The organism is Lysinibacillus sp. F12 (assembly GCF_057773605.1).
This window is the reverse complement of the sequence record NZ_JBYMLP010000002.1, coordinates 362109-384188: the sequence shown is the minus strand read 5'-3', so window position 1 is coordinate 384188 and position 22080 is coordinate 362109. Positions and strand designations below refer to the sequence as shown.

General features: G+C 32.8%; 27 protein-coding genes. 16 read left to right on the top strand and 11 right to left on the bottom strand.

Annotation, left to right across the window (positions count from 1 at the left end):
- Positions 1-158 precede the first annotated feature (158 nt).
- On the top strand, positions 159-542 hold the full coding sequence (locus AC3CH7_RS08940) for a hypothetical protein (protein ID WP_012294750.1): 384 nt from the start codon (positions 159-161) through the stop codon (positions 540-542).
- Positions 543-627: 85 nt separating this feature from the next.
- Positions 628-1011 carry a hypothetical protein gene (locus AC3CH7_RS08935; RefSeq protein ID WP_488381695.1) on the top strand — a complete coding sequence of 128 codons (384 nt, stop codon included), beginning with the start codon at positions 628-630 and terminating at the stop codon, positions 1009-1011.
- 165 nt (positions 1012-1176) lie between these two features.
- Here the strand turns inward: AC3CH7_RS08935 and AC3CH7_RS08930 are convergent, their stop codons facing one another.
- A complete protein-coding gene (locus tag AC3CH7_RS08930; RefSeq protein ID WP_036162783.1) occupies positions 1177-2112 on the bottom strand; it encodes an EamA family transporter in 936 nt (311 codons plus the stop codon).
- Between the two features lie 448 nt (positions 2113-2560).
- Between AC3CH7_RS08930 and AC3CH7_RS08925 the strand changes: the two genes are divergently transcribed.
- Both AC3CH7_RS08925 and AC3CH7_RS08920 read left to right on the top strand, forming a co-directional pair.
- Complete coding sequence (locus AC3CH7_RS08925) at positions 2561-3475, top strand: EamA family transporter (RefSeq protein ID WP_036216491.1); 915 nt, start codon at positions 2561-2563, stop codon at positions 3473-3475.
- Positions 3476-3705: 230 nt separating this feature from the next.
- Positions 3706-4347: a DUF998 domain-containing protein gene (locus AC3CH7_RS08920; protein WP_099806217.1), complete on the top strand. Its 642-nt coding sequence runs from the start codon at positions 3706-3708 to the stop codon at positions 4345-4347.
- 269 nt (positions 4348-4616) lie between these two features.
- Here AC3CH7_RS08920 and AC3CH7_RS08915 read toward each other — a convergent pair whose 3' ends face one another.
- Positions 4617-5162 carry a DUF7010 family protein gene (locus tag AC3CH7_RS08915; protein WP_031417209.1) on the bottom strand — a complete coding sequence of 182 codons (546 nt, stop codon included), beginning with the start codon at positions 5160-5162 and terminating at the stop codon, positions 4617-4619.
- Between the two features lie 323 nt (positions 5163-5485).
- Here AC3CH7_RS08915 and AC3CH7_RS08910 point away from each other — a divergent pair, with 323 nt between their 5' ends.
- On the top strand, positions 5486-5644 hold the full coding sequence (locus tag AC3CH7_RS08910; RefSeq protein WP_172799063.1) for a hypothetical protein: 159 nt from the start codon (positions 5486-5488) through the stop codon (positions 5642-5644).
- 549 nt (positions 5645-6193) lie between these two features.
- Here AC3CH7_RS08910 and AC3CH7_RS08905 read toward each other — a convergent pair.
- A complete protein-coding gene (locus AC3CH7_RS08905) occupies positions 6194-7549 on the bottom strand; it encodes a lytic polysaccharide monooxygenase (RefSeq protein WP_488381694.1) in 1356 nt (451 codons plus the stop codon).
- A 581-nt stretch (positions 7550-8130) separates the two neighbouring features.
- Between AC3CH7_RS08905 and AC3CH7_RS08900 the strand changes: the two genes are divergently transcribed.
- The 4 genes from AC3CH7_RS08900 (at position 8131) to AC3CH7_RS08885 (ending at position 11532) form a co-directional block, all read left to right on the top strand.
- On the top strand, positions 8131-8595 hold the full coding sequence (locus AC3CH7_RS08900; RefSeq protein ID WP_012294741.1) for a DUF2243 domain-containing protein: 465 nt from the start codon (positions 8131-8133) through the stop codon (positions 8593-8595).
- 13 nt (positions 8596-8608) lie between these two features.
- Positions 8609-9403 (top strand): cytochrome c oxidase assembly protein, encoded by a 795-nt coding sequence (locus tag AC3CH7_RS08895; RefSeq protein ID WP_488381693.1) that lies wholly within the window; start codon positions 8609-8611, stop codon positions 9401-9403.
- A 317-nt stretch (positions 9404-9720) separates the two neighbouring features.
- Positions 9721-10605, top strand: coding sequence for a peptidase MA family metallohydrolase (locus tag AC3CH7_RS08890; RefSeq protein ID WP_281487100.1), 885 nt, complete (start codon positions 9721-9723; stop codon positions 10603-10605).
- Positions 10606-11022: 417 nt separating this feature from the next.
- Complete coding sequence (locus AC3CH7_RS08885) at positions 11023-11532, top strand: hypothetical protein (protein WP_197149619.1); 510 nt, start codon at positions 11023-11025, stop codon at positions 11530-11532.
- Positions 11533-11642: 110 nt separating this feature from the next.
- Here the strand turns inward: AC3CH7_RS08885 and AC3CH7_RS08880 are convergent, their stop codons facing one another.
- On the bottom strand, positions 11643-12182 hold the full coding sequence (locus tag AC3CH7_RS08880; RefSeq protein WP_036216464.1) for a hypothetical protein: 540 nt from the start codon (positions 12180-12182) through the stop codon (positions 11643-11645).
- A 683-nt stretch (positions 12183-12865) separates the two neighbouring features.
- On the opposite strand from AC3CH7_RS08880, the gene AC3CH7_RS08875 reads away from it, so the two are divergent.
- The gene (locus AC3CH7_RS08875; RefSeq protein WP_207974157.1) at positions 12866-13147 is read left to right on the top strand and encodes a CPCC family cysteine-rich protein; all 282 of its coding nucleotides are present in this window, start codon (positions 12866-12868) and stop codon (positions 13145-13147) included.
- A 199-nt stretch (positions 13148-13346) separates the two neighbouring features.
- Here the strand turns inward: AC3CH7_RS08875 and AC3CH7_RS08870 are convergent, their stop codons facing one another.
- Complete coding sequence (locus tag AC3CH7_RS08870) at positions 13347-13610, bottom strand: hypothetical protein (protein WP_012294730.1); 264 nt, start codon at positions 13608-13610, stop codon at positions 13347-13349.
- A gap of 649 nt (positions 13611-14259) precedes the next feature.
- Here AC3CH7_RS08870 and AC3CH7_RS08865 point away from each other — a divergent pair.
- Positions 14260-15114 (top strand): hypothetical protein, encoded by an 855-nt coding sequence (locus AC3CH7_RS08865; protein ID WP_012294729.1) that lies wholly within the window; start codon positions 14260-14262, stop codon positions 15112-15114.
- Between the two features lie 243 nt (positions 15115-15357).
- On the opposite strand, the gene AC3CH7_RS08860 is transcribed toward AC3CH7_RS08865, so the two are convergent.
- Together AC3CH7_RS08860 and AC3CH7_RS08855 are read right to left on the bottom strand one after the other, a co-directional pair.
- Positions 15358-15642, bottom strand: coding sequence for a hypothetical protein (locus AC3CH7_RS08860; protein WP_036216456.1), 285 nt, complete (start codon positions 15640-15642; stop codon positions 15358-15360).
- A gap of 236 nt (positions 15643-15878) precedes the next feature.
- Entirely contained in the window at positions 15879-16301 is a 423-nt protein-coding gene (locus tag AC3CH7_RS08855; protein ID WP_031416121.1) for a ferritin-like domain-containing protein, read from the bottom strand.
- Positions 16302-16917: 616 nt separating this feature from the next.
- Between AC3CH7_RS08855 and AC3CH7_RS08850 the strand changes: the two genes are divergently transcribed.
- The gene (locus tag AC3CH7_RS08850) at positions 16918-17190 is read left to right on the top strand and encodes an SGNH/GDSL hydrolase family protein (RefSeq protein WP_235616129.1); all 273 of its coding nucleotides are present in this window, start codon (positions 16918-16920) and stop codon (positions 17188-17190) included.
- A 144-nt stretch (positions 17191-17334) separates the two neighbouring features.
- Here AC3CH7_RS08850 and AC3CH7_RS08845 read toward each other — a convergent pair whose 3' ends face one another.
- Positions 17335-17715, bottom strand: a complete 381-nt coding sequence (locus AC3CH7_RS08845; protein ID WP_099806212.1) for a hypothetical protein — start codon at positions 17713-17715, stop codon at positions 17335-17337.
- 655 nt (positions 17716-18370) lie between these two features.
- Here AC3CH7_RS08845 and AC3CH7_RS08840 point away from each other — a divergent pair.
- Together AC3CH7_RS08840 and AC3CH7_RS08835 are read left to right on the top strand one after the other, a co-directional pair.
- Entirely contained in the window at positions 18371-18592 is a 222-nt protein-coding gene (locus AC3CH7_RS08840; RefSeq protein WP_036216449.1) for a hypothetical protein, read from the top strand.
- Between the two features lie 249 nt (positions 18593-18841).
- Positions 18842-19561 carry a hypothetical protein gene (locus AC3CH7_RS08835; protein ID WP_036216446.1) on the top strand — a complete coding sequence of 240 codons (720 nt, stop codon included), beginning with the start codon at positions 18842-18844 and terminating at the stop codon, positions 19559-19561.
- 98 nt (positions 19562-19659) lie between these two features.
- On the opposite strand, the gene AC3CH7_RS08830 is transcribed toward AC3CH7_RS08835, so the two are convergent.
- Positions 19660-19863, bottom strand: a complete 204-nt coding sequence (locus tag AC3CH7_RS08830; RefSeq protein ID WP_036216442.1) for a hypothetical protein — start codon at positions 19861-19863, stop codon at positions 19660-19662.
- Between the two features lie 856 nt (positions 19864-20719).
- Here AC3CH7_RS08830 and AC3CH7_RS08825 point away from each other — a divergent pair.
- Positions 20720-20902 (top strand): RusA family crossover junction endodeoxyribonuclease, encoded by a 183-nt coding sequence (locus AC3CH7_RS08825; protein WP_236249535.1) that lies wholly within the window; start codon positions 20720-20722, stop codon positions 20900-20902.
- Positions 20903-20910: 8 nt separating this feature from the next.
- Complete coding sequence (locus AC3CH7_RS08820; protein ID WP_289448928.1) at positions 20911-21081, top strand: RusA family crossover junction endodeoxyribonuclease; 171 nt, start codon at positions 20911-20913, stop codon at positions 21079-21081.
- A 248-nt stretch (positions 21082-21329) separates the two neighbouring features.
- On the opposite strand, the gene AC3CH7_RS08815 is transcribed toward AC3CH7_RS08820, so the two are convergent.
- A complete protein-coding gene (locus AC3CH7_RS08815) occupies positions 21330-21641 on the bottom strand; it encodes a hypothetical protein (RefSeq protein WP_031417201.1) in 312 nt (103 codons plus the stop codon).
- 27 nt (positions 21642-21668) lie between these two features.
- Complete coding sequence (locus tag AC3CH7_RS08810) at positions 21669-22001, bottom strand: hypothetical protein (RefSeq protein WP_031417202.1); 333 nt, start codon at positions 21999-22001, stop codon at positions 21669-21671.
- Positions 22002-22080: the final 79 nt, after the last annotated feature.

Genomic DNA, 22080 nt, shown 5'->3' with positions numbered 1-22080 from the left:
TGAAAGGGAATAATGAAGCATTTATTATCTTTAATATTTGAGGTTATTGATTACCAAAATTTGTTTTTTATGCTTTAATATAAAAGAAGAGGGGAGGAAATGATTAACAAAAATCTATAAGACGCATGGTCATTAAGAAATAAGAGGATTGTGAAAAGATGTTACAAAATAAAATAATTTCAGCTGTAATTACATTAATTATAGGTGCTTTTATTATTCCATTATTTATTGGTTATACATACAGCATTTCATATGGTATTTATGGCACTGCATTTACTGCACCAGCTATGCTTATAGCTGTTACCATATCAATTTTAATTGAAAAATACAGTAAAAATAAAAATGCTATATTCATGTATTTGAAGCATTTACTATGTGCATTAATTTTTTCACTATTATTTAGTTTAATTAATTTTAATGTTAATACTTTTAAAGATACTATTTATCTAGTTTCTTTAATGGGAAGTATTTATATAACTATATTTGTAATCTTTGATTATTTGTTAAAAAGATTACAACTAAACCAATCAAATCGCAATTAGAGTATCTACAAAAACATTCAAGAATTTTGAGGAGGAGATTATATGAATACTATCAATTATTCATATGGAGCAAGGGTGAATATAAATGAAGGGTTTTATGATTGATTATTTTGAAAGAAAATTAAGATTTAAAGATATGGAAGTATGGGATATCTGGTTTGATAAAGATATATATAGATTGTTTATTGTAGATGAAAACCGTGCTTCTGAAATAAGGGATCTGAACTTGCCCCCTAATGCAAGGGTATTTGAAGAGGATTTAAGAGAGAATCTAATCACTGTGAAGGTATACTCCGAAAAACAAGTAAAAAGTAAACATATAGAGTTAATCGATCAGTTTGCTAAACAATTAACGGATCATGTTGCATTAGCTCATTGTGATATCCACCTTACGTTTTATCGTAAAATAAATGATGATATTTTTGAGAAAATTCCTTTAAAGCATTTGCTACATTTCAACCAGGACTAATTTCAAGTAGCTCTTGATGTAGAAGTTGATTAGAACGAAGGGTGACCTCGCTCTGGGAAAGCGTCTGCACGTAGTGGTAATCAATGGCTTTACTGTATGGTAAAAGAAAAAAGACTGTAGATAAACTCAAAATTCATTGAGTTTGCCTACAGTCTGAAAGGATTTTTAAATAGAAGATCCTTTAGCTATTTCCTTGCTTGATTTTTTGTATGTTGTTTCGTTATTTCTTAACAAGCTATCTTTATCTAATATAGTTGGTAAACAAATACCAATAATGATTGTTACGATACCTGCAATTTGCAAAGTTGTAACCGTTTCGCTTAATAAGATAACGGATACCATCACTGCTATGGGTAATTCAACCGCACTTAAAATGGATGACATTCCTAAACCAACTTTAGGAACGGCAATAGTGAATAAGAATACGGGTATAATCATACCAAATAATCCCAACGCCAATCCGTAAACCCACAGTCCTTCATTAAACAAAGTACCATTCCAAATAATTTCTGGGGATTGAAAAACAGCCGTAATCATAAAGGCAAAGAAAGAAACAAATACTAAACGGTTGGACGTGGACATATTGGCAGTAGCTTTTCCGTTCACATATAAAAATAAGGAATAACAAAGAGCAGCTGCTAGCCCCCATAACCATCCCTGCATAGGGATTTGGGATAAATCAACATCAATGATGCCAGCAGCTGGAATGGTTCCAGCTACCAATATGAGTAAAGAGATTAATTCAATTCTACTTGGGAATTGTCGTTTTGTAATACAAGATATCAACATACCGATCCATGTAAATTGAAACAGTAGTACAACTGCCAACGAAGCGGGCAAAAAGTTTAAAGAATGACCATATAAAATGTTTGTTAATCCTGTTAAAATACCTGCGAATATAAGGATTTTAACACCTTTAAAGCTCATTTTGGCTCTGTTTGTAACTAAGAAGATACATACCGCTATACAAAAGCCTATAAAAAACTGACTTGTCACGGCCTCAGAGACAGAAAACCCACTACGCATGGCCAGTTTTATAATAGTTGAAACGATACCAAAACTACTAGCTGCGATAATAACTAGTAGGGGATAAAGATACATCTTCATTTATCCACTTCCCTCCTAAAACGTTTATATAAATAGAAATTTAGCTATGATTTTGAGATTTAGAAAAAAAATCATAATCTCCAATATAAATGACAGATTGCTATTTTACAATCTTTTTTTTTATAATAATTGCTGGTGAAAAAGAGTTTTTCTGTGGAGGAAAGTAATATTTTAGAAAAGGTAAAAATACCAAAATCATATGTATCAAGGCTTTGGCTTATGGTTGTGACTAAATATTTTTCAAAATGGAGAAATGTATTTGCTATCAAGAGAAATTGAATAGCATTGACACTTCCCTAATTTTTTTATACAATTGTGCTAATTTTATAAGCAAACACTCACAGGTTCGTGAGTGGCGGAATTTTGTAGAGTGTTCACTCTGTTTCATTCGCTCGTTGTCTATTTATAGGCGACGAGATTTTTTATTTTTTGGAGGGATTTTTTGAACAAGTTGAAGTTTTCTTTAGTGGTTTTATTAGGGGCCTGTAGCTATGGGGTCCTATCATCCATTCTGAAAGTTGGATTTTCAAATGGCTATACTTTTCCTCAACTTTTAGGGGGACAATATGTATTCGGTTGGTTTGGACTTTTAATACTCGTTCTTACTTTTTCTCGTTATAAAGTATCCTTGAAAAATATAGTATCACTATTAGCGGTTGGGACAACGATGAGTTTAACGAGTATTTTTTACGGCTTTTCTGTAAAAGAACTTCCGGCATCTATTGCGATTGTGCTGTTATTTCAATTCACATGGATGGGTGTTCTCATTGAAGCGATTATTAATAAAAGTTTCCCAAGTCGCGAAAAGGTTTTGTCGATCATTATCTTATTTGTAGGAACGATGCTCGCTGGGGGTGTGTTTGAAGGGTTAGGACAACAATTATCTTTGAAAGGAATACTCTTTGGACTACTAGCAGCGATAACTTTTTCCTTCTATATATTTGCTAGTGGCCGTGTTTCTACCGAAGTACCGATCTATTCAAAAAGCTTTCTGATGACAACGAGTGCAACACTCTTTGTTTGCATAATGTTCCCCCCAACATACTTGATGGATGGTACATTGCAGGCTGGATTATGGAAATATGCGCTAATCCTAGGTTTCTTTGGTGTCGTTATACCAGTTATTTGTTTTTCTATTGGTATCCCAAAAGTAGGGACGGGTTTAGGAACCATTTTAGGAGCTGTCGAGCTACCAACAGCCGTGATCGCTTCAATTACGCTTGTTCATGAGGTCGTGTCTCTTTTGCAATGGCTGGGAATTGTCTGTATTTTACTAGGTATTTTCATCCCTCAAATGCTAAATGTACGAAAAGAGAGGCAGCTAGCCCGTTTTAGTAATGAAGCCACAGAATTTTAGAATGCTATCTACGGGGATCACCGATCAATCTAGACATTTTATAAAGCTTGGTTTGCCTATCTATCATAGAAGCTTTCATCTTTGAATGGAGGCTTTTTTATGAGTCAAGAAGGAAGAGTTGTTTTAATAATTGTAGTCTAGACAGCTATGATAACTATATTTTATCCTCATTTTTGGTTATAAATTGGTAATTTATTTTGGAATTAACTATATAATTATAAAAAAGGGGGATGAATGTTATCTATTTATCTAAAAAAATAGGAATAGTAAGCTGGATAGTTACCATTTTATATTGCGTGATAGAGCCGATTTTTATTATGACTTCACTTGTACCTTATAATATAATGCAACAAGCTATGAGTGATTTAGGAGTGACAACATGTGGTAAGTATACGTATACAATCGCGCCGCATGAAATTTGTTCGCCATATCATTTTTGGATGAATATATTGTTTATCGTAAATGGTTTATCATTTTCAGTTGGCGTTATATATATATATCAATATTTAGAAAAGAATTTGATCAATAAAATAGGAACAGTATGTATTCTTATTTTTGCAGTAGGAAATATTGTGTCTGGTATTATACCGGCAAATGTTCATTTATTTTGGCATTCGATTTTAGCTCAAATAGGCATGATTACTTTTTTAATTGGGCTGGGAATATATGCAAAATCATTAGATAGAGGTAAACATTGGACCTATTTAAACTTAATTGTACTGATAGTTTTACTAATCCTTATTGGTCTATTGTTTTTCCTTCCTTTGCCTGCAGGTTTATTACAAAGGCTTTTTTATGGTGTAATTTTCGTGTGGGGTATGGGACTAACTATTCTATTAGGTTCATCAGAAATAAAACCAGGTACTCACTGACTTGAGCCTGGTATTTTTTATATAAACGGAAAAGTAAACATATAGAGGATCATCACAAAGAAGAGGACGACTCATGATGACCATTTCACTGGGAGAAGGATGTAAGAAAGGTACATAGCAATAAAAAAAGCTGCTTAATCTGACTAGAGATTAAACAGCACATGGATATTGTCAATATAAAACATAAAAAGGAAAAAGTCAACAAATTTTTAGTGGATAAAGTGCCAAGCATAATTTCGGCATGTACCCTATATACTATCTTCCATTAATTATACAGGTTTGACTTTAAGTTCTCTTTGGATTAAAACAACTCCAATTCCATACACAATCGAAATAGCTAAAGGGACAACAGTGAAAGCATAATCAACAAAGAAACCACCTAAGATGAGAGCAGAAAAACAGGTTCCTAAAGTAACGAATAAATAGGCTTTACTTTTATAAATCCATATGTATGGAAGAAAATGAGAGCCTGCAAGTAAACCAATTGTGAAGGGAAGGTATTCAGGTATTTTCATATACACAATGATAAATACAGGTATATAAAAAGCTTGAGGAGCCGCGACAATTCCTCCTAAAATCCCTAAAGGATTGTCTGTAGAGTTTAAACTGACACCAAGAATTTTACTAATGAAAATGCCAATAGGAAAAATAGCGCCCAATCCAAAGATCCAAATTAAACGGACAGCTTCTATTGGAAGAACAAAGTACATTAGGGTGAAAACTAAAAAGACAATAACGCCAGAAAGTAGAATTGGGAATCCTTTTTGTGTTTCAGCTATAAGTTCATTTTGCAAATTTACAAGAGTTTTACTCATAAACGTACCACCTTTCATAAAATGGGGAGAGGATAATATAGTATAACAGTTCATAATCAAATTTGCCGTAAATATCCTAAAAATGGTATCTTTTTCAGATGTTTTGGCGGAAGATATAGGGAAATGGCAATGGGGAAGAAATGGAAAAAATCATTCAATTGAAGGAGTAGCAGGCATTGATTCGTCGGTTATTCTTCCATCCCTCTCTTTTGAAAACTAAACGTTAATAATTACAGTATGAGGCATTTGGATATGTTATGATCAAATTTGTGGAAAATATTCACAAACAGTCAGTGTGGTCTAATGAAATAGGGGGACAGATGATGGATAATCAGTATTTCGTAGGTTGGGGTACATTAGCGTTAATTAATGCAGGCCTGGCACAAGGGAAAAATAGAACAGGGTTAAATTGGTTTTTACTTTCTCTTTTATTAGGTCCATTTGCCACATTAATTTTATTATTTGTTGAAAAGAGACAGTAACTTCCTTCCATCTAGGAAGATTTGCGATAGAAGAGACGAGAATAGCGTTTTAGTAGGACTAGATAAAACTTCTATAAGTGGAACAATACTAAGTCAGTTACATGAGGAGAACATATTTATCTTACTCATAGTCTAAGTAAAATTAACGATGGAGCTCATTTGTTTAGCCATTTTGATGGTGACTCTCAATCTCTCATTACTTCTGCAATTTGAATCAAGTATTAAAATGACTATGATATCCTTGCAAATTCAACCGAGTTAAAGGGCAGTAAGATTGAACCTCACCTGATGGTGGGGCTTTTTCTTATAAAAATAGTCTAAACTAAAAGTGAAATCAAATAATAATAACGTTGTGGAGAAAACTCTATTTCCACCATCGAACGGATTCTTCATTTAGATTATCTGTTGTACTAACCTGTTGTATAATCTCGAAGAATAGTAGCATGTTTTACAAATGTAAAAGCAGCTTGTAAGTAAGCTGCTTTTACTTGAATCATTCTTTTGGAATAAAAAGATACTGAATCCTCTTACTAGAATACTGTCTTTTTATTAAATTTCTTTCCATAAAGACAGTGCGTTTATCCAATTTGGATCTCCATATCCTTGATAGCTTTGAACCGCTTCATAATTTTTACCTTGATACTCTACCTTATCTCCTTTTTTGTACGCCTTAAATGGACTCCATTGCTCATAAGAAGCACCTTGCTCCTTAGTCGTTACAGTTAAAATAGAACTTTTAATGGACTCATTTCCAGCTGCATCTACGGCAGTTACTGCATACATATATGAAGTGCTTGATTGAAGATTCATGTCCATAAATGATGGGATTGTGGAAGTCCCAACTGCAGACATTTGTTCTTTTGTTGACCCTCTATATATAACATAATGGTCAACGGCTACATTATCCTCTGAAGCACCCCACATTAAGTCTACACTTGAAGAAGTAATTCCCATTGTATGTAGTGAAGTTGGTTGCGTAGGGGATTCTGTATCTGGAGCAGCATTCAATGTTTTTACAACTAGAGACTCACTTACTGTAGAAACATTCCCAGCTGCGTCTACAGCCTTTACAGAGTAAGTATAGGTTGTATTGGAATTTAAATGTTTATCTATAAATGTCGTTCCTGGGATAGTGGCAACTACTTTGCCATCACGTAATACTTGATATTCTTTTACACCTACATTATCAGTAGAAGGGTTCCATTTTAGCTCGGCGCTAGTAGAAGTAACTTTTGTTGTATGTAAACCATTTGGTTGAGATGGGGCTTCCATATCCACATTGCCACCATTATTAACCAAATTTATATCAATCACATTATAGAATGCATTTGAAGTGTCTGCGACATCCCAAACGGCTAGAATAACGTGGTAGCCATTACGGTCCGTCGGCACGTTAATGGTATGAGTTAAATTAGTCGATGCAGCAGTGCCATTATGTGCTACAGTACCAATAGACTCAAGGTCAGCACGGGTTAAAGGTTTGTTAGGATTCCAATCACGTTTTGTAATATAATAGTGCCATTTGCTTGTTAAATGTGGCGCAGTATATTTCCATGTAAAAGTATTGGGACCTCCTGTAATCGTATTCTTATACCAGCGATCTGCAGTTTGTTGATCAAGGATACCACCAAAAAGACCACCCGCAGATGCAATTTTTCCATCTAGAGGTCCACTTTGCGGAAATCCTTTAGGCGCCTCTAGACTCTGAGGCTCATACATGATGCTTCCACACATTAAGTTAAGTGCTCCATAATTTTGAGTACATAACGCTGCTCGGCTAGCTGGTTTTTCAACAAATCCATGAGCATATGCATTTGGAGCTGTCGAAATCCCTATGATTCCGGCTGCTAATAGGGCAGCACTCAGTCCTTTTTTGCTTAATTTTGAGAATTTAGTGTTCATCATCCATCGTCTCCTTAATTTGAATTTGTATTGCGACTAGTATGATAGCAATAGATTAATAATTATTCAAACTACGGAGAAATAATACAATAGTTTTATTTTGCAAAAAAACATTTTTATAAAAACATAGATATAAAGACCTGGTTTAGTGGAAATTGTTATTTTCAAAAGCTAATTTCTATTAAAAAAAGCTATAAATTCTAATAAAATATTTAAATTTGTCTATTTTCGTACTAATTGATATTATTCCAAAATATCCAACTGATTAAGCTTGTAAGGGCTATTGGAGATGTCTTTTAAAGGACAAACTAAGTTTCACCGCGAAGCAACAGTAAGTGGTGAGTTAAGGGATGAATCCAATATTTTTAGACCCTATGTAGGTAAATGTCTGTTGCGATAGAATGCAGCTAAGAAAAAAATAACCTAAAGATGCTTTGCTCTTGCACATGCATGCAAATCCTTTTGGTGGTTTTCTACACACCATAAACAAAGGAATTGATTACATAAAATGGTTTAGATTCTTTTGTTTCATGGTTAAACTAATAAAAATCTAGATGGAGGTGAATGGGTTGGATATATCAAAAATGAATGAGGTTAACCATCATACACACGAAAATCGTTTTCAGTATGGGAAACGTAATATGTGGACCGGCATATTATTTGGCTTTGGTGCAGTAGCATTTATAGACGAAGTAATTTTTCATCAATTATTACATTGGCATCATTTCTATGATAAATCTACGGCTAATATTGGATTAGTCTCTGATGGATTGTTTCATGCCTTTAGCTTTTTCGCCACAATTGGCTCTGCTTTTTTACTGGCAGATCTTCATCGAAAACATGGGTTTTGGTTAAAAAGGTGGCTTGGAGGTATTTTTCTAGGTTCAGGAACATTTCAACTATACGATGGTATCATTCAACATAAATTCATGAGGCTACATCAAATACGATATGATGTCGATATTGTCCCCTATGATATAGTTTGGAATGTGCTAGCGGCTATTTTAATTATTATTGGTATGGCCTTATTATTTAAAACTAATCAATAAGGAGGTACCATCTTTGCATTCACATGAAACTCACATCCAAAATCTTTCTGTCATTGTACAGCTAATAGTAGTTATCCCATTTTTCATTTCTTTGATTTCTTATATCGTGGCAGTCAAGCTCTCAAATCAACATAAAAAACAGTGGCCTTATATTCGTACATTATGTGGGATTCTTGGACATGTATGTGCCATATTAACATTAATGGGTCCATTAGCAGAGCTTGCACATGTTAATTTTTCAGCCCATATGGTGGGTCATTTATTGCTTGGAATGCTAGCACCACTACTTATAGCATTATCGGCACCTATTACCTTATTTTTAAGAACTATTCCTGTGAAAAAGGCCCGTTTTATTTCACGAATACTCAGTACCTCTTACTTTAAATTTGTGTCCAACCCGATCATAGCAACGATTCTGAATGTAGGTGGTTTATGGCTTCTCTATACTACGCCGCTTTTTAGCATGATGCACGAAAGCTCGATTTTATATATACTGATTCACATGCATATTTTTCTAGCAGGCTATTTGTTTACTAGTGCATTTATCTATATTGATCCAACGCCACATCGATTATCTTATGTTTTTCGTTCAATCGTTTTATTGATAGCTTTAGCAGCTCATTCGATATTGTCCAAACATATTTATGCGTATCCCCCTAATCATGTAGCTACTGAACAAGCAGAGCAAGGTGCTATGATTATGTACTACGGTGGAGATTTAATTGAAATTGCACTGGTCTATATACTATTTTATCAGTGGTTTAAAAAGACAAGAAATCCTGTTTTTGCAAAGCCTATTATTTCTTAACAACTCATCGTATAAACTTATAAACAATCATGATGAGTATGAAATCGAGTGATTTCCAACTATTTTCTCATAGCCCAATTAGATTGAGCTATGAGAATAACGATGCTCCATCTTGAAATTTTATAGTAAAAGACAAAGCTCAGGTACTCATCATATGAGAGCCTGGGCATTTTTGTATTTTATTCTTTGTAAAAATGAAACTCAAGTGTAATTAATCTAGTTGCCTTATAATAAAGTTCGAATAAATGCCAATAATTGAAACTTCTGTATTTTCAGTTCGTATAAATGGGTAATACTATTTTTTTCAGGGGGTAAAAATGTTTAAGTTGAGAAGCTGCTATCTTATTTTAGTCCTCTTACTAACGGCCTGTACTCAGGAGGCAGTCATTCCAAAAGAACAAGAAAAAAATGATGATAATATCGTGGTGACACCAGATGGAAAAATAACCTTTGAGATTATTAAAAATATCGAGATTTCACAAAGCAAAGTAGAATCATTAAAAGATGAACTTCTAGTTGCCTATCATGATATTCAAAACTCAATTCAAACGGATTATGTTCCATCCGAGAGAATAAAAGTATATCTTAATGCAGGTAATGACTTATCTTGGGGCCTGAGGTCGGAAATCTATTTATATGGTGTTAAATCAAATTTCTATCCACTTGTTCATGAATTGACACATTCTATACTAGGCTATGGCAACAATTTTGATGCAAGTAATGGCTATTTTACGCAAGAAGGGTTTGCTACTTACATGGAAGATAAGTATGGAAAAAGCTCATATACCAATCAGTTTGTGAAGTCTTTTATCGATTCAAATACATTATTACCTATTAGTAATTTAATAGACCCAACTCAAGACGATTCTTATTTTCGACCAGATATTACAAGTGAAACAAGGTTCACCCTAATGAGGATGAGCTATATTCATTCAGCTTCATTTATTAATTACTTAATTGAAACTTATGGATTAGAAAAGTTTGAAAAGATATACAACGAAAAAAATGTAGCAAATAAAATAGAGGAAGTATACGGGAAGAATGTTAGTGAAATAGAGAAAGAATGGGTAGCTTTTATTAAACGTAGTCCAGAACCAACAAAAGAAGAAATAATAAAAATGAGGAATTATTCCGAATTAACTTCTTCACTTATTAATCAAATTGATGCCAAGTATTTTTCTAGAGATACTACAAATGACTAAGGACGTTCTGTTATATGAGAGAAAGAAAAAAACAGCTATTCCTACTAAAAAATAGCTGTCTAAACTATAATGCTAACAGTGGAAATGGTTGAATCAGCTTATAATGTTGCTTGTGTGTTAACGGAAATAGTAATTTGATAGTTGCTTATCAAAAAAAAGTCTTACTAAAATTAATGCATTATTTTTTCTTTCTAGTAATTTTATTATGGATAATTATGTTAAAATTAATTTCGGAGATTGTGAAAGGAACTTATCATCCATATCCTATTCAAGCATATTTAGAAAATTAAGAGGGTCGTTTTTTGTACGACAAGCTAAATGTATTTAAACTAATGCCGCATTTTTGTATGCAACAATAGTGTATTAAAGCTACTGATGTTAATACAGAATCTGTGAAAACCTAAAGGAGGATTTATGTTGCAAATTAAATTGAACAAATCTCTTGCTTGGAAAATGGGGGAGATGATTGAATCTGGCTTAATAACGTATAAGCATTATGTATTATTTTGTGACGAAATTATTGAAAAATATGAAAATCCTCCTTATTGGATTATAGAACTATCATTAACAAAAGTTCAAAATGATGCAGTAAGAATAGTAAGAGAATTTGCGCATTCGGAACCCTTTGAAAATTTTCCAGAAGTAAATGATTTCTATTTGGCATGTTTATTTTTACAATATAAACAACGTCAAATATCTTGGGTAAGTTTTCTATTTAATGCTGGATGGTATTGTGACGGTTACCATTGTTCAATCCACTGTGAATTTTTTTATGACCTGCTAAATGCTTATGAAAAATCCAAAGCTTTAGAAGAAATCCAAGTAAGAAACGTTGAAAATTTTCTTCTAGTAAATATCAATGAAGTACAAGATATTTATAAGATATTTGAATATTACTTTGACAAATACATAGTAGCTAGTTCCTAATAATTCTAAAATTTTGTAAGATTAAATTCTGACCAAGACAGCTAAAGGCCGTCTTGGTCTCAAAATTATTCTATATGTATTGTAAAAAAATGATTTTATGGATAATCATATTAATATTTCCTTTTTGTAATCAATCCGAATTCATAAATAGCTTCTAGCTTGCCATTATTAAATTCTAAACTTACCATAGAATTTTCTTCTACACCGTTCTTTCCTTTATAATTAAGTTTATTTTCATCTGTGTGCAAAGCTCCGTATCCTACGATTTCTTTTACGGTTTCTTCACTCATACCAATTTTGAGCTTTCGAAACATTTCAGGCGTTATGGTTGAAATTTGTTTTGTCGGTTTTTCCTCCTCTGAGAAGATCATTTCTATCGATTGGCCAACTATCAATAATCCAATTATACTAATCAAAATTAAAGCGATTTTTTTAGGCCATTTTGGTGGAGTGACCTCTCTATAATAATAAGTTCTATTTGCTGACTCTCTGACTATTTCTGGGTGATTATATTCAAAATGAGTTTCTTTTTCTATAATCGTATAATCTTCTGAAACGGCACCACAATATTCACATACATATATATCTTTATATTCTTTGTGAGATTTTTTATATGAATTTGTAGCTAAACAGTTAGGGCAATTTTTCATAAATCCTTCTCCTTACCTTTGTCACTTCTTTCGGGTTGTGTCTTCAACAATCGTATGACAATATTCTCATTTTATTAACACTAAACCCTCTTTATAAACGTTCTTAAACATTACTGGCTAAACTATTAGGACAGTTATTCAACGACATACATCTCTCAATCTCTTCTTCTAATTACTATTTTAGGAAACTTAGTATGAATTGTATAGAGACAAATTGAGAATAAAAAATTATTGTTGTCACAGCTGGTGAGAATCAAGTGATTATTTTTGAGGAAAAGTTTGCTAAAGGCGCAGATGAAGAAACGAATACAGATAGCAAAGTAAAGACCAGAAGCTCAAATGAGTTACTGGTTATTTGTTGTGTATTATGTATAAAATATAAATTTAACCATTAGGCTGTATAACTTCCTAGTAAATCATTATACGAGTAGGCTTAAAAAAGCCGAGAAAATAAGCTATAATGTAATTCTAGAGAACTAGTAATGGGGCAGATTTTATCATAATTTTAAAGCGAGGAAGATGGAGATACAGTAGTTTACTCTCCATATCCCATTTCATATTTAGAAGATTGAGAGGGCTTGTATCAGTAGAACAAAAGTCCATTTGGTGAAAAAATGTATTTGGGTAGGCCAAGTAAAAAGAAGTATGATGTTATTTACTTATAAAAGTATTGGAGAAATTATATGAAATATACTTGTCCTTGTTGTGGATATAGAACATTAGGCGAAGAACCACCCGGAACTTATGATATTTGTGAAATTTGTTTTTGGGAAGATGATGGAATTCAATTTTCTGACCCTGATGGTATAGGAGGAGCTAATATTCCATCCTTAAGGCAAGCACAAAAAAATTTTATTGTATTTGGAGCTTGTGAAGAAAGATGTATTGAATTTGTAAGAAAACCTAATGAGAAAGACGAAAAAGACCCTAATTGGAAACGTATAGATTTCCAAGTTTTGAAATAGAAAAAATTTACCGTTATATGACGGATGAAGAACTTGCACAAAATTCAGAAGCGATAAATGATGATCTACATGCAATTTATTATGAAAAATGAGCTTCATGTACAATACCCACCATGGGAAAATTGATCCATATAGTTCCTTAAAGAAAACCCAGGTACTTGTGTATCTGGGTTTTTATTCTTTTTCAAATTGCTATCATTTAATTTAATTTAGATAAAGTATCTATAATGAAAATCAGGATCATAAGTCCAATTACAATTACGAAAACCTTACCTGAAGATTTTTCATTTTGCACATCATTTTGAATTTCGTTACGTATTCTCTCTGACACTTCTCTCGTTTTTTTCGTTGTTGTTTTATCTTCAAAAATTGTATTACAATACTCACATTTCACAAATACTAAACCATCTCGATATACTTTTTTAAAAGGAGTATTGGCTAAACAATTAGGACAATTATTCATACATTCCACCTCGATTTATCTATCTTCTATTTACCATTTTAGGAAATTTGACATGAATTGTATATATAAATAAAATAAGTCATCAAATTTATGGAAGAGTATTTAATATCATTAATAATGCAAATATCAGATTTATTTTTGACTCATGAAGTATGTTTGACACGAACGGATAAAAGCTTTAAAAATATTGCGATAGAGATACACCTGATTTCAGCGAGATATTTTGGTGGCTTTCAAATAGTGAATTACTAAAGGTATACGATGAAATTTTAAAAGCCCAGGTACTCAATTAATTTTGAGCCGGGGCTTTTTCTGACTAACAGTTCTTCAGTTATAGATAAAATCTAAACTATTTCAGAGAATAATTTTTCATTTTAACCTATGATAAAATGAGTTGTCAATAATAAATTTGTGGAATTACTAAAAAAATGTTATAATAATGTTACAATTATTTTTAAAATCGTATTTTTGAATTCTGAAGTCCTTTTTGCTGATAGAGTTTGGGTACGTTTTTTTAATATCCTTTTATAAGCCAAAGAAAAAATCAAAACAATTATGTGAGCTTTTAAGGAAGTTAGTTGAAAATAAATTTATTAATTTACTATCTAATTGTAATTAAGTTTTTTATTCCTTAAGGAGGACTAAAATAATGAATCTAATCAATAAGAAAGTTACACACAAGCGTTTTGGTATAGGTAGTATAGTGAAGCATAACGATTCTAGTATTGAAATCCATTTCGCATCGGAAAATAAAAAGTTTGTTTATCCGGATGTATTTGGAAACCATCTAATATTACATGATAAAAGTGATGCTAAATTACTTGAAGAAATTATACAAAAAAAGGAAAAAGAACGAAAAGAAGAGGAACTAAAAAAGGAGGAGGAAAAAAAACAACAACGAAAAAAATTGGCACTTCGCTTGGAACATGAAAAACTTATGAAAAACCATAAACTACATCCATCCTCTCAAATGGTTTTTTGGTGTGACACAAATGAACAGAATAGTGCTTTTTCAGAGTGGAAAGTTTTTTCAGGAATATTGAAAAGTGGTAATAACATAGGAAAGCCAAACAAGCCGAGCCGATTGCACCCAAATAGTGCTGTCGTCTTAACAGCAATAGATCCCAAAATGCCTGAAAAAGACAGACGTATTTTAGGTGTCTATATGGTGAAAGAAGATTTTGTTGGTAAAATTTGTGAAGATGGATACATTCCAGCTCATTCCTTATACAGAATTCAGCTTACAGAACAAGAATCGAATCAGTTACTTTTCTGGAAATATTATATAAACGAAAAATCCCCTGAAAAAATAATATGGAAAACAGGTAAATATCGTTATTTTGAAAATTTGTGGATGGCACAAATTTTGCTTGATATAGTTTCGTTGAAAAGTGATTCAAATGAACGGGAGCTGGCACAACAATTTTTCAAACATTTTTGTAAAATGAATCAGATATCAGCTCAAGAATTACCAAAACCAGATGGTGCATTAATGCGTATTTAGACATTAACCCAAATATTATGAGGATGACTAAAAACCACTCTTGATAGAGTGGTTTTGAAATTAGATAAGGCATGTTCAAACAGTATTGTAGCAATGGCATCATACGTAAATGGTTTAGGTGCAGTTACATTCGTTTCTGGTGATTCGTGGAAAGCTACTTCATTGAGCATGACAAAGAAATAAATTATTCAAGGGACGCTCATATTGAGTGTCCTTTAATTTTTTGATACTAACTGGTTTGTATTAAAAATAATGAGATGGCTTTTTTTTATTATTTAAATACTGTTCTCTTACTAATTGTGCGTAGTCCTTTACTATTTTAGAAAGTGTGTCAGTATCTACAGAAGGAAGTGAAGGCATAATTTCAAAAAGTTGAGGGTCAAAAGATAAGGTTTTTCCTTTATATGTAGCAATAATTATTATTTTTATGAATCCAATATCCCCAAATGTTTTGTAGTGCTCACTTGTGATTAGTATCTCTTTTTGAGGGTGCAATTTAACCCATTTTCTTACACGGAATTTTTCCATTGAAACACCACTCCAATTATGATAATTTAACACTTTATATTTTATCATTAATTCCTATAAAAGGGTGCTTATATATGTATAATTTTAACTTTTAAAATAATAATAACCATTTTTATCGAGGTGTAATATGGGGTAAAAACAACTAGTTGAGTTATACACTATCTTGATTGGCGGTTGTAAGTAATTCCTGATAATCAATAAAAAAAACCGACCATTTAGTCGGTAATATTTCATTATCAATATTGGTTAATAAAGAATAAAAACCAAACTGCGTGATTCTGTTCATCTGAAGCATTGGAACTGAATTGATTACTAATATAAGGAATATTATATTCTCTAGCAACACGATGATAAAATTCCACGGCTTCTTGTTCATCTTTAAATGCCGTTAAAATACCACTCTTAAAGTTCTGTGGCAATGTTTCGTTTATTTGTAGAGTTGGTTGTTGAGCTGTAAGGTAAGTATAGGTATAAACAAAACCTTGGTAATGTCTTATTTCATCTTTTTGTATTTCTAGTATACGATTTTTAACTTCCTCATTTGGAGCAAGCTTTGCCAATTGTTCATAATATCGAATAGCATTATATTCGCCGTTAATGGCTTTATTAAGGTCGAGAATTAATCTATTGTTTGAAGTTGGTTGTACAGTGTATTGCAAAGGTTTACCCTCCTTTTTTATATTTTAATGTCACCTTTTAAGGTTTAGGAGAAGCTCTAGTAATCGACTTTTTAACTTGCATTAATTCATTTATTAAATAGTCTATTTGCTTTTGAAGAGCCTTTACTACCTTAGATTGATCACTGGATTTGAGGATTTTGGTTATTTGTTTTTTTTAAAGCATTTGATGCTAAACCTGCTGCAACAGCAGATAGGCCATCACCCAAAGTGAATTATTTTTGGTCATTTCAATCAATAACCTCTTTACTTACATAGTGATGAATTACCACATCCGTATTCTATGTATTGCGTTACATAAAGGTGACAGCTCACAATCGGGTTACAGACGATACAGCATACAGATGAACAAATAATGAGGGGGAGAACCATTCATATTAGTAAAAATCGAAGAAATCTAAATATAAAGCGCCTTTGCCGATTCAATAATTTGCTCATATAACTCATTGGCTTTCTTGAAAAGACTATTTAACAACAATTGGGTATAAGGGTGCCCATATAGAAAGGCTGTAGCATGTTCACGCTTCTGCTCGAATTGGTTTATGCCCTTTGATGGCTTGTCAGATAAGTCATGATAGCTCAGCTTGAAGGCAAACCTATGCTAAAAGAAAGAACACTACCAAAGGCAGCAATCGGCGTAGGCGATCCAATTATGCAGGATGCAATTAGACGTTCGAAAAATAGGAAACGTGTTACTGAGTATGAAAAGAAGCTTTTTGAGGTTCAAAATTTAAACGAAGGAGTTGCTGGTGATAGAGAGGTCCAAGTGTTGAACTGGATGTTAGACGGCAAGTCCCAGCGATGGATAGGGCTACACATGGCTCTATCAGCAACAAGCATTAAACGTATTAAGCATGCATCGTTAAGATGATTGCATGAATTGGGGCCTTGGCTCCTACGAATTAATTGCCACAATTAAAGAGTGTGGCAATTAATAAGATTTATATTTAGGTATCAGTTATAACCTTCACGCAAATTAATAATAAATACTAATCATGGTATATATTATTCGTCCTCAAATACCTGTTTTATATTTAGAGATATTTTTTTCCTTTTCAAAAATAGAAGTATTCTGTTCATATTTTTGGGGATTAGATACCTTTTCAAGCTCTTGTATCAACATATCCTCTATATCTATAGACTCTTTCATGTTTTCTTTGGTTTGTTTTACCTCCTTAACAAGTACTCTAACTAATTTTTGTCCATTCGATTTCACAAGATATGTACGTATATATCCATCTTCATATCTGGTTTCGAATTTAGGTTTGATATTTTTTTCATTTTCGTCTTCATCTTTGTTTTTAATTCCAAATAAATCTAAGAGGCTTTCATTTTTTATATTTTTATTTACCTCAGTTTTCAAATAATTTAATGTATTATTGGTTTGGATTTTCATCAATAATTCTCCTTAATTACAAAATATTTTAAATTAAACACTTTGAAATAGGTTTAATTTAGTATTTTTTATACGTTATTATACCTTATATAGTTAAAAATTGGAGGTTTTTGAAAATTCATTCAGTGCTTTTAACATCAGTTTGCTGATATACAAATATTATAGCATTCATGACTACACTATAATTTGTTCATGTACAAATGTAATAGATGTATAAATGTTACATTCGTTACACATTAGGTATTTAAAACTTTTCTTGTAAACTGGAGGGGAGGTTGGAGACAGAAAAATGTTTCCTCTCTTGGTATTTATAAAAAACCTAACTATTAGGGAAAGACATACTTACGAGCGGCCAGTGCTGAACAAACTTGTTCGAAGCATCCCATACAACGCCAGCCCATTTTTTAAGAGATTAAGTAATTCTAGTAAATCAAAAAGCCGCCGAGTGTAACAGTACCCTTCATAAGCTTAGAGGATTGGAGAAAGCAATTTAGTGCAAAATAAAGTTTGATAAGTATCGTTATTTTTTTAAAGTAATCAAATTTGTTTTGTATTTAAGTAAGGAAAATTATATGCGAAATTTATCAATGTGGTAAAATAAGCCATAATAACGTATTGAAATAACAGAAAAGATATTTAATAGGAGGTTGAGTGTATGAATGAAAAAAAGAATAATAAAATACATATTTTAGCGATATTATTGATGATATCGTTATTGGTTGCGGCGTTTGTTATTTTTTTCTTAGGTCATTACATGGTGGGTTCTATTTTATTTGTAATTTTTATGCTGATTTTGAATGCTATTAGTAGTTGGCAGAAAATGAAAAATGATGAGTACATCCATTTGAAAAATTTTAAAAATAATGAGAAATGGTAATTGGCAGGATTGAAAATCATCATTATCAAAGCCCAGGTACTCATAAATTTGAGCCTGGGCATTTTTAATGAACATATGTTAACTCTATCTTTTTAGAAGATAACGACAATTTATCTACTTATTCAAATGTCATTGTCCAATTTCCGTCGGCTGAAATATCAAAGAAATAAAACTAGCTATGATAACTATTATTACAGCTCTGGTGAATTCTCCCCAAATTATGTATATTTGTGTATGAGGAGGGATTAGATGCAAAGAGTTATTCACCTAATAATCATTTCGTTGGTTGGAATATATTTCGTGTATGGTTTGTCTAGTATATTTTTAAACACCCAAGGAAATACAGCTGCGGACTTTATAATTTTAGCTATTTTATTAGTACTAGTTGCTCTATTTGAGGGATTTTTAATTCAACTTTATAGAAGAAAATATAGTGCTAAAGCTATAAAAGCACGCAAAGAAAGAGAAGCTAATAGAAAGAGAGAACAATTCGATGCAGAGAGTAAAGTACTTGGTTCAAGAGCTCGACAACAACTATTCAATGCAGATTTATGTATTAAAGTAAAACATACAGCTGGTTTACCAATTGCTGAAGGTGCTGAAACCTTTGTTTACAGATGCACAGATAAGGTCATTTTTGAGAGGGGTCAAGACACAATCGAGTTAGATATAAATAAAGTTACCGATATTCTAATAAAAACAGATGTTGAGATTCAAAAAAGCTGGGTAAGTAATGCTGGAGGAGCTATAGCGGGGGATAATATTTTTGGTTCGTTAGGTGCTATAATTGGAGGACTAGAAAAAGAAAAAACAAGTACTGTCATAGAAAAGTATTTAATTTTTGCTTATGAAAAGAATGGTGGGCAAAAATATATATCTTTTGAAGTCACTAAAGAACCTAATGCAAACTTATTTAATTCAAATTATTACAATCTCTCCCATAACGAAAGAAGATTTACGAGTCTATAGAGTGCCAAATTGGTGCTCTTTTTTGTATTTGAAATTAGTTTTGAATAGTATAGAAAAGAATTGTAAATGCGGCTACAGAACAACAAAAACCAAGACAGCTACATGCCGTCTTGGTCTATTTTCATTTCTAATAATACTTGTTTTCGTTCTAAAATCAATTCCATAATCTCATCTAAATCTTCTTCTAAAGCATAATTTTTTATCAAGCTGCGCGCGCTTGATCGTGCACTAATGTATTTTGCTCCCTCCTTATTCTTCTCTTGCCAACGTTTATTAACTTCGGTCTGGGAATTCCCCTCCATCTTAACCCTTCCACAGTTAAGATTCAGTTTTGATTTTAGAGGCTCCGGGCACTCGAAAGAGATACACCAAACCTTAAAGTAGTGTTTTCGGATGTGGGACATTAACATCCTGAAACCTATAAATATATTGATTATCTTGAAAAAGAGCTAGGGCCTGTTACAAGAATTAAGCCTGACTATAGCCAATGGTGAAAAGAAGTTGTATCAGAAAAGATTATCAAGCAAGCGTTAGAAGTACTGCATCCAACAGGTAATCCATTTTTATGTATGTGGAAAGGTCGTTTCCCTTCAACAATGGCAAGGTTTTGTACAGTTGAACTAAAAGTTAGACCGATGTTTGACCAAATAAATGTACCAATCTTTGAGGCTGGCGACAAAGTAATAAGTTGGCAAGGAATTAGGGCGAATGAAAGTTTGAGACGATCTCTAAAATGGATGAGACAGAGGAAACGCCAGAAGGTTACACAATCTATCGGCCAATACTCAATTGGGATGTATATGACGTTTTTTAGCAGCATGATAAGCACGGTATTGAGCCAAATCCACTGTAAAAACAAGGTATGGGGCGAGTTGGTTGTATGCCATGTATCAATAGTAAAAAAGAAGAACTGTACGAAATTGCTAGACGATTCCCTGAAGAAATTGAGAGGGTGGCTGCTGGGGAGAGATTGTTTCAAAAGCACCTAAGCGTGGATTTGCAACTTTCTTTCAAGTGATGACAGAGGACATGGAATCCATGATGTAGTTGAATGGTCAAAACGACTTATGGCGGAGTACAATGCGACCTTTTGAAACTGATGGAGGAAGTTCCGATGTGTTCAAGCCAATATGGTTTGTGTGGAATAGGAGGGCAAACATGAACGTACTCACATTTGAAATACCAGGAGTCATACAACCGCAAGAACGACCTCGATTTAGTAGAAGTGGTAAAAATGTTGTCACACATGACTCACCAAAGAGTAAGGACTTTGTAAAGCTCGTAGCATGGCAAAATAAGCCGTCTGAATTGATTACAGGGCCGATTAAACTACAAGCTTAATTGATCTAATGCCACCGAAGAAATACCATACAGGACCCAAAAGAGCTCTAATAGCTAGAGGTGAATTACGACCTACAACGAAACCCGAAGCGGATAACCTGATTAAGGACAAAAAGGATTGGATGAGTAAAATCATCTGGCATGATGACGCACAAATCGTTGAAATTAAATGTTCGTAGGTTTTATTCGGAGCAGCCTAGAGCTGAGGTGACGATAGAATGGCACCAAAAATAGAGAGTCGATACATCTGCTACTTGAAATGGCAGGGAATATTGGGTGAAGAGCTGGTGGGTTGCTAGGGAAGAGGAAAGTGGTTAGTTGAAAGATAAAGCTACCTCGAATAGACCGTACTGTATTTCGGTAATCGAGGTAGGTTTAGCATGGAAAAAGTATAGCTTTGTTATAGAAGTAGAGGTGTTAAAATGACTTAAATTATTGCATATACATTAACTAAGAAAGTGCCATTAGGTCCATCCGGATTAGCGATATAAAGTGATGTTTGAGAATTTACTTCAGTTCTATTTCCACTCATTACATTGCTATAAATTACAGGATCTGTACCAGCACAAACATCTTGCATTACATTAAAAGTATAATCGTCACCATCTTCAATTTCCCATTTAAGTGACTTGGTGTTTTCAGGAAGTACTAAAGTACTAAAATTCCCACTTGATCGATTTTTTTGGCCAGTAAGTGGAACATCTTGCGATTTTACTCGAGCAATTAATTTTTTTTCCATTTTATAATCCTCCATTTCACAATTTTATTAATTGAAATTTGCGTAAACGCTAACTAAAAATTGTTCTGAAGCTCCAGTAGGGTTAGCTATATAAAGTGAGTTTTCACTTTCATAACCTGCTGTTGATGAACCATTTTTTAAACCCTTAAAAAGGACAGGGTCGATATCGGCACAAAGATCTTGCATTACATCAAAAGTAATGTCATTTAAAGCATTCCCATCTGCATCTTGAACTTCCCATGTGAATGACTCAGTTTCAAGAGAAGGAATTAATAGGGTATTAAAATTCCCACTCGAACGATGATTTTGACCCTTTAGCTTATTTTTCTCAGATAAAACAGAAGCAAGTAAATCTTTCATTTTTTATTCTCCTTTGTTATGTGATTAGGTGTTACGCCAACTATTGTTGGTGTATTTTTAAAATAAATGCGTGTAAATA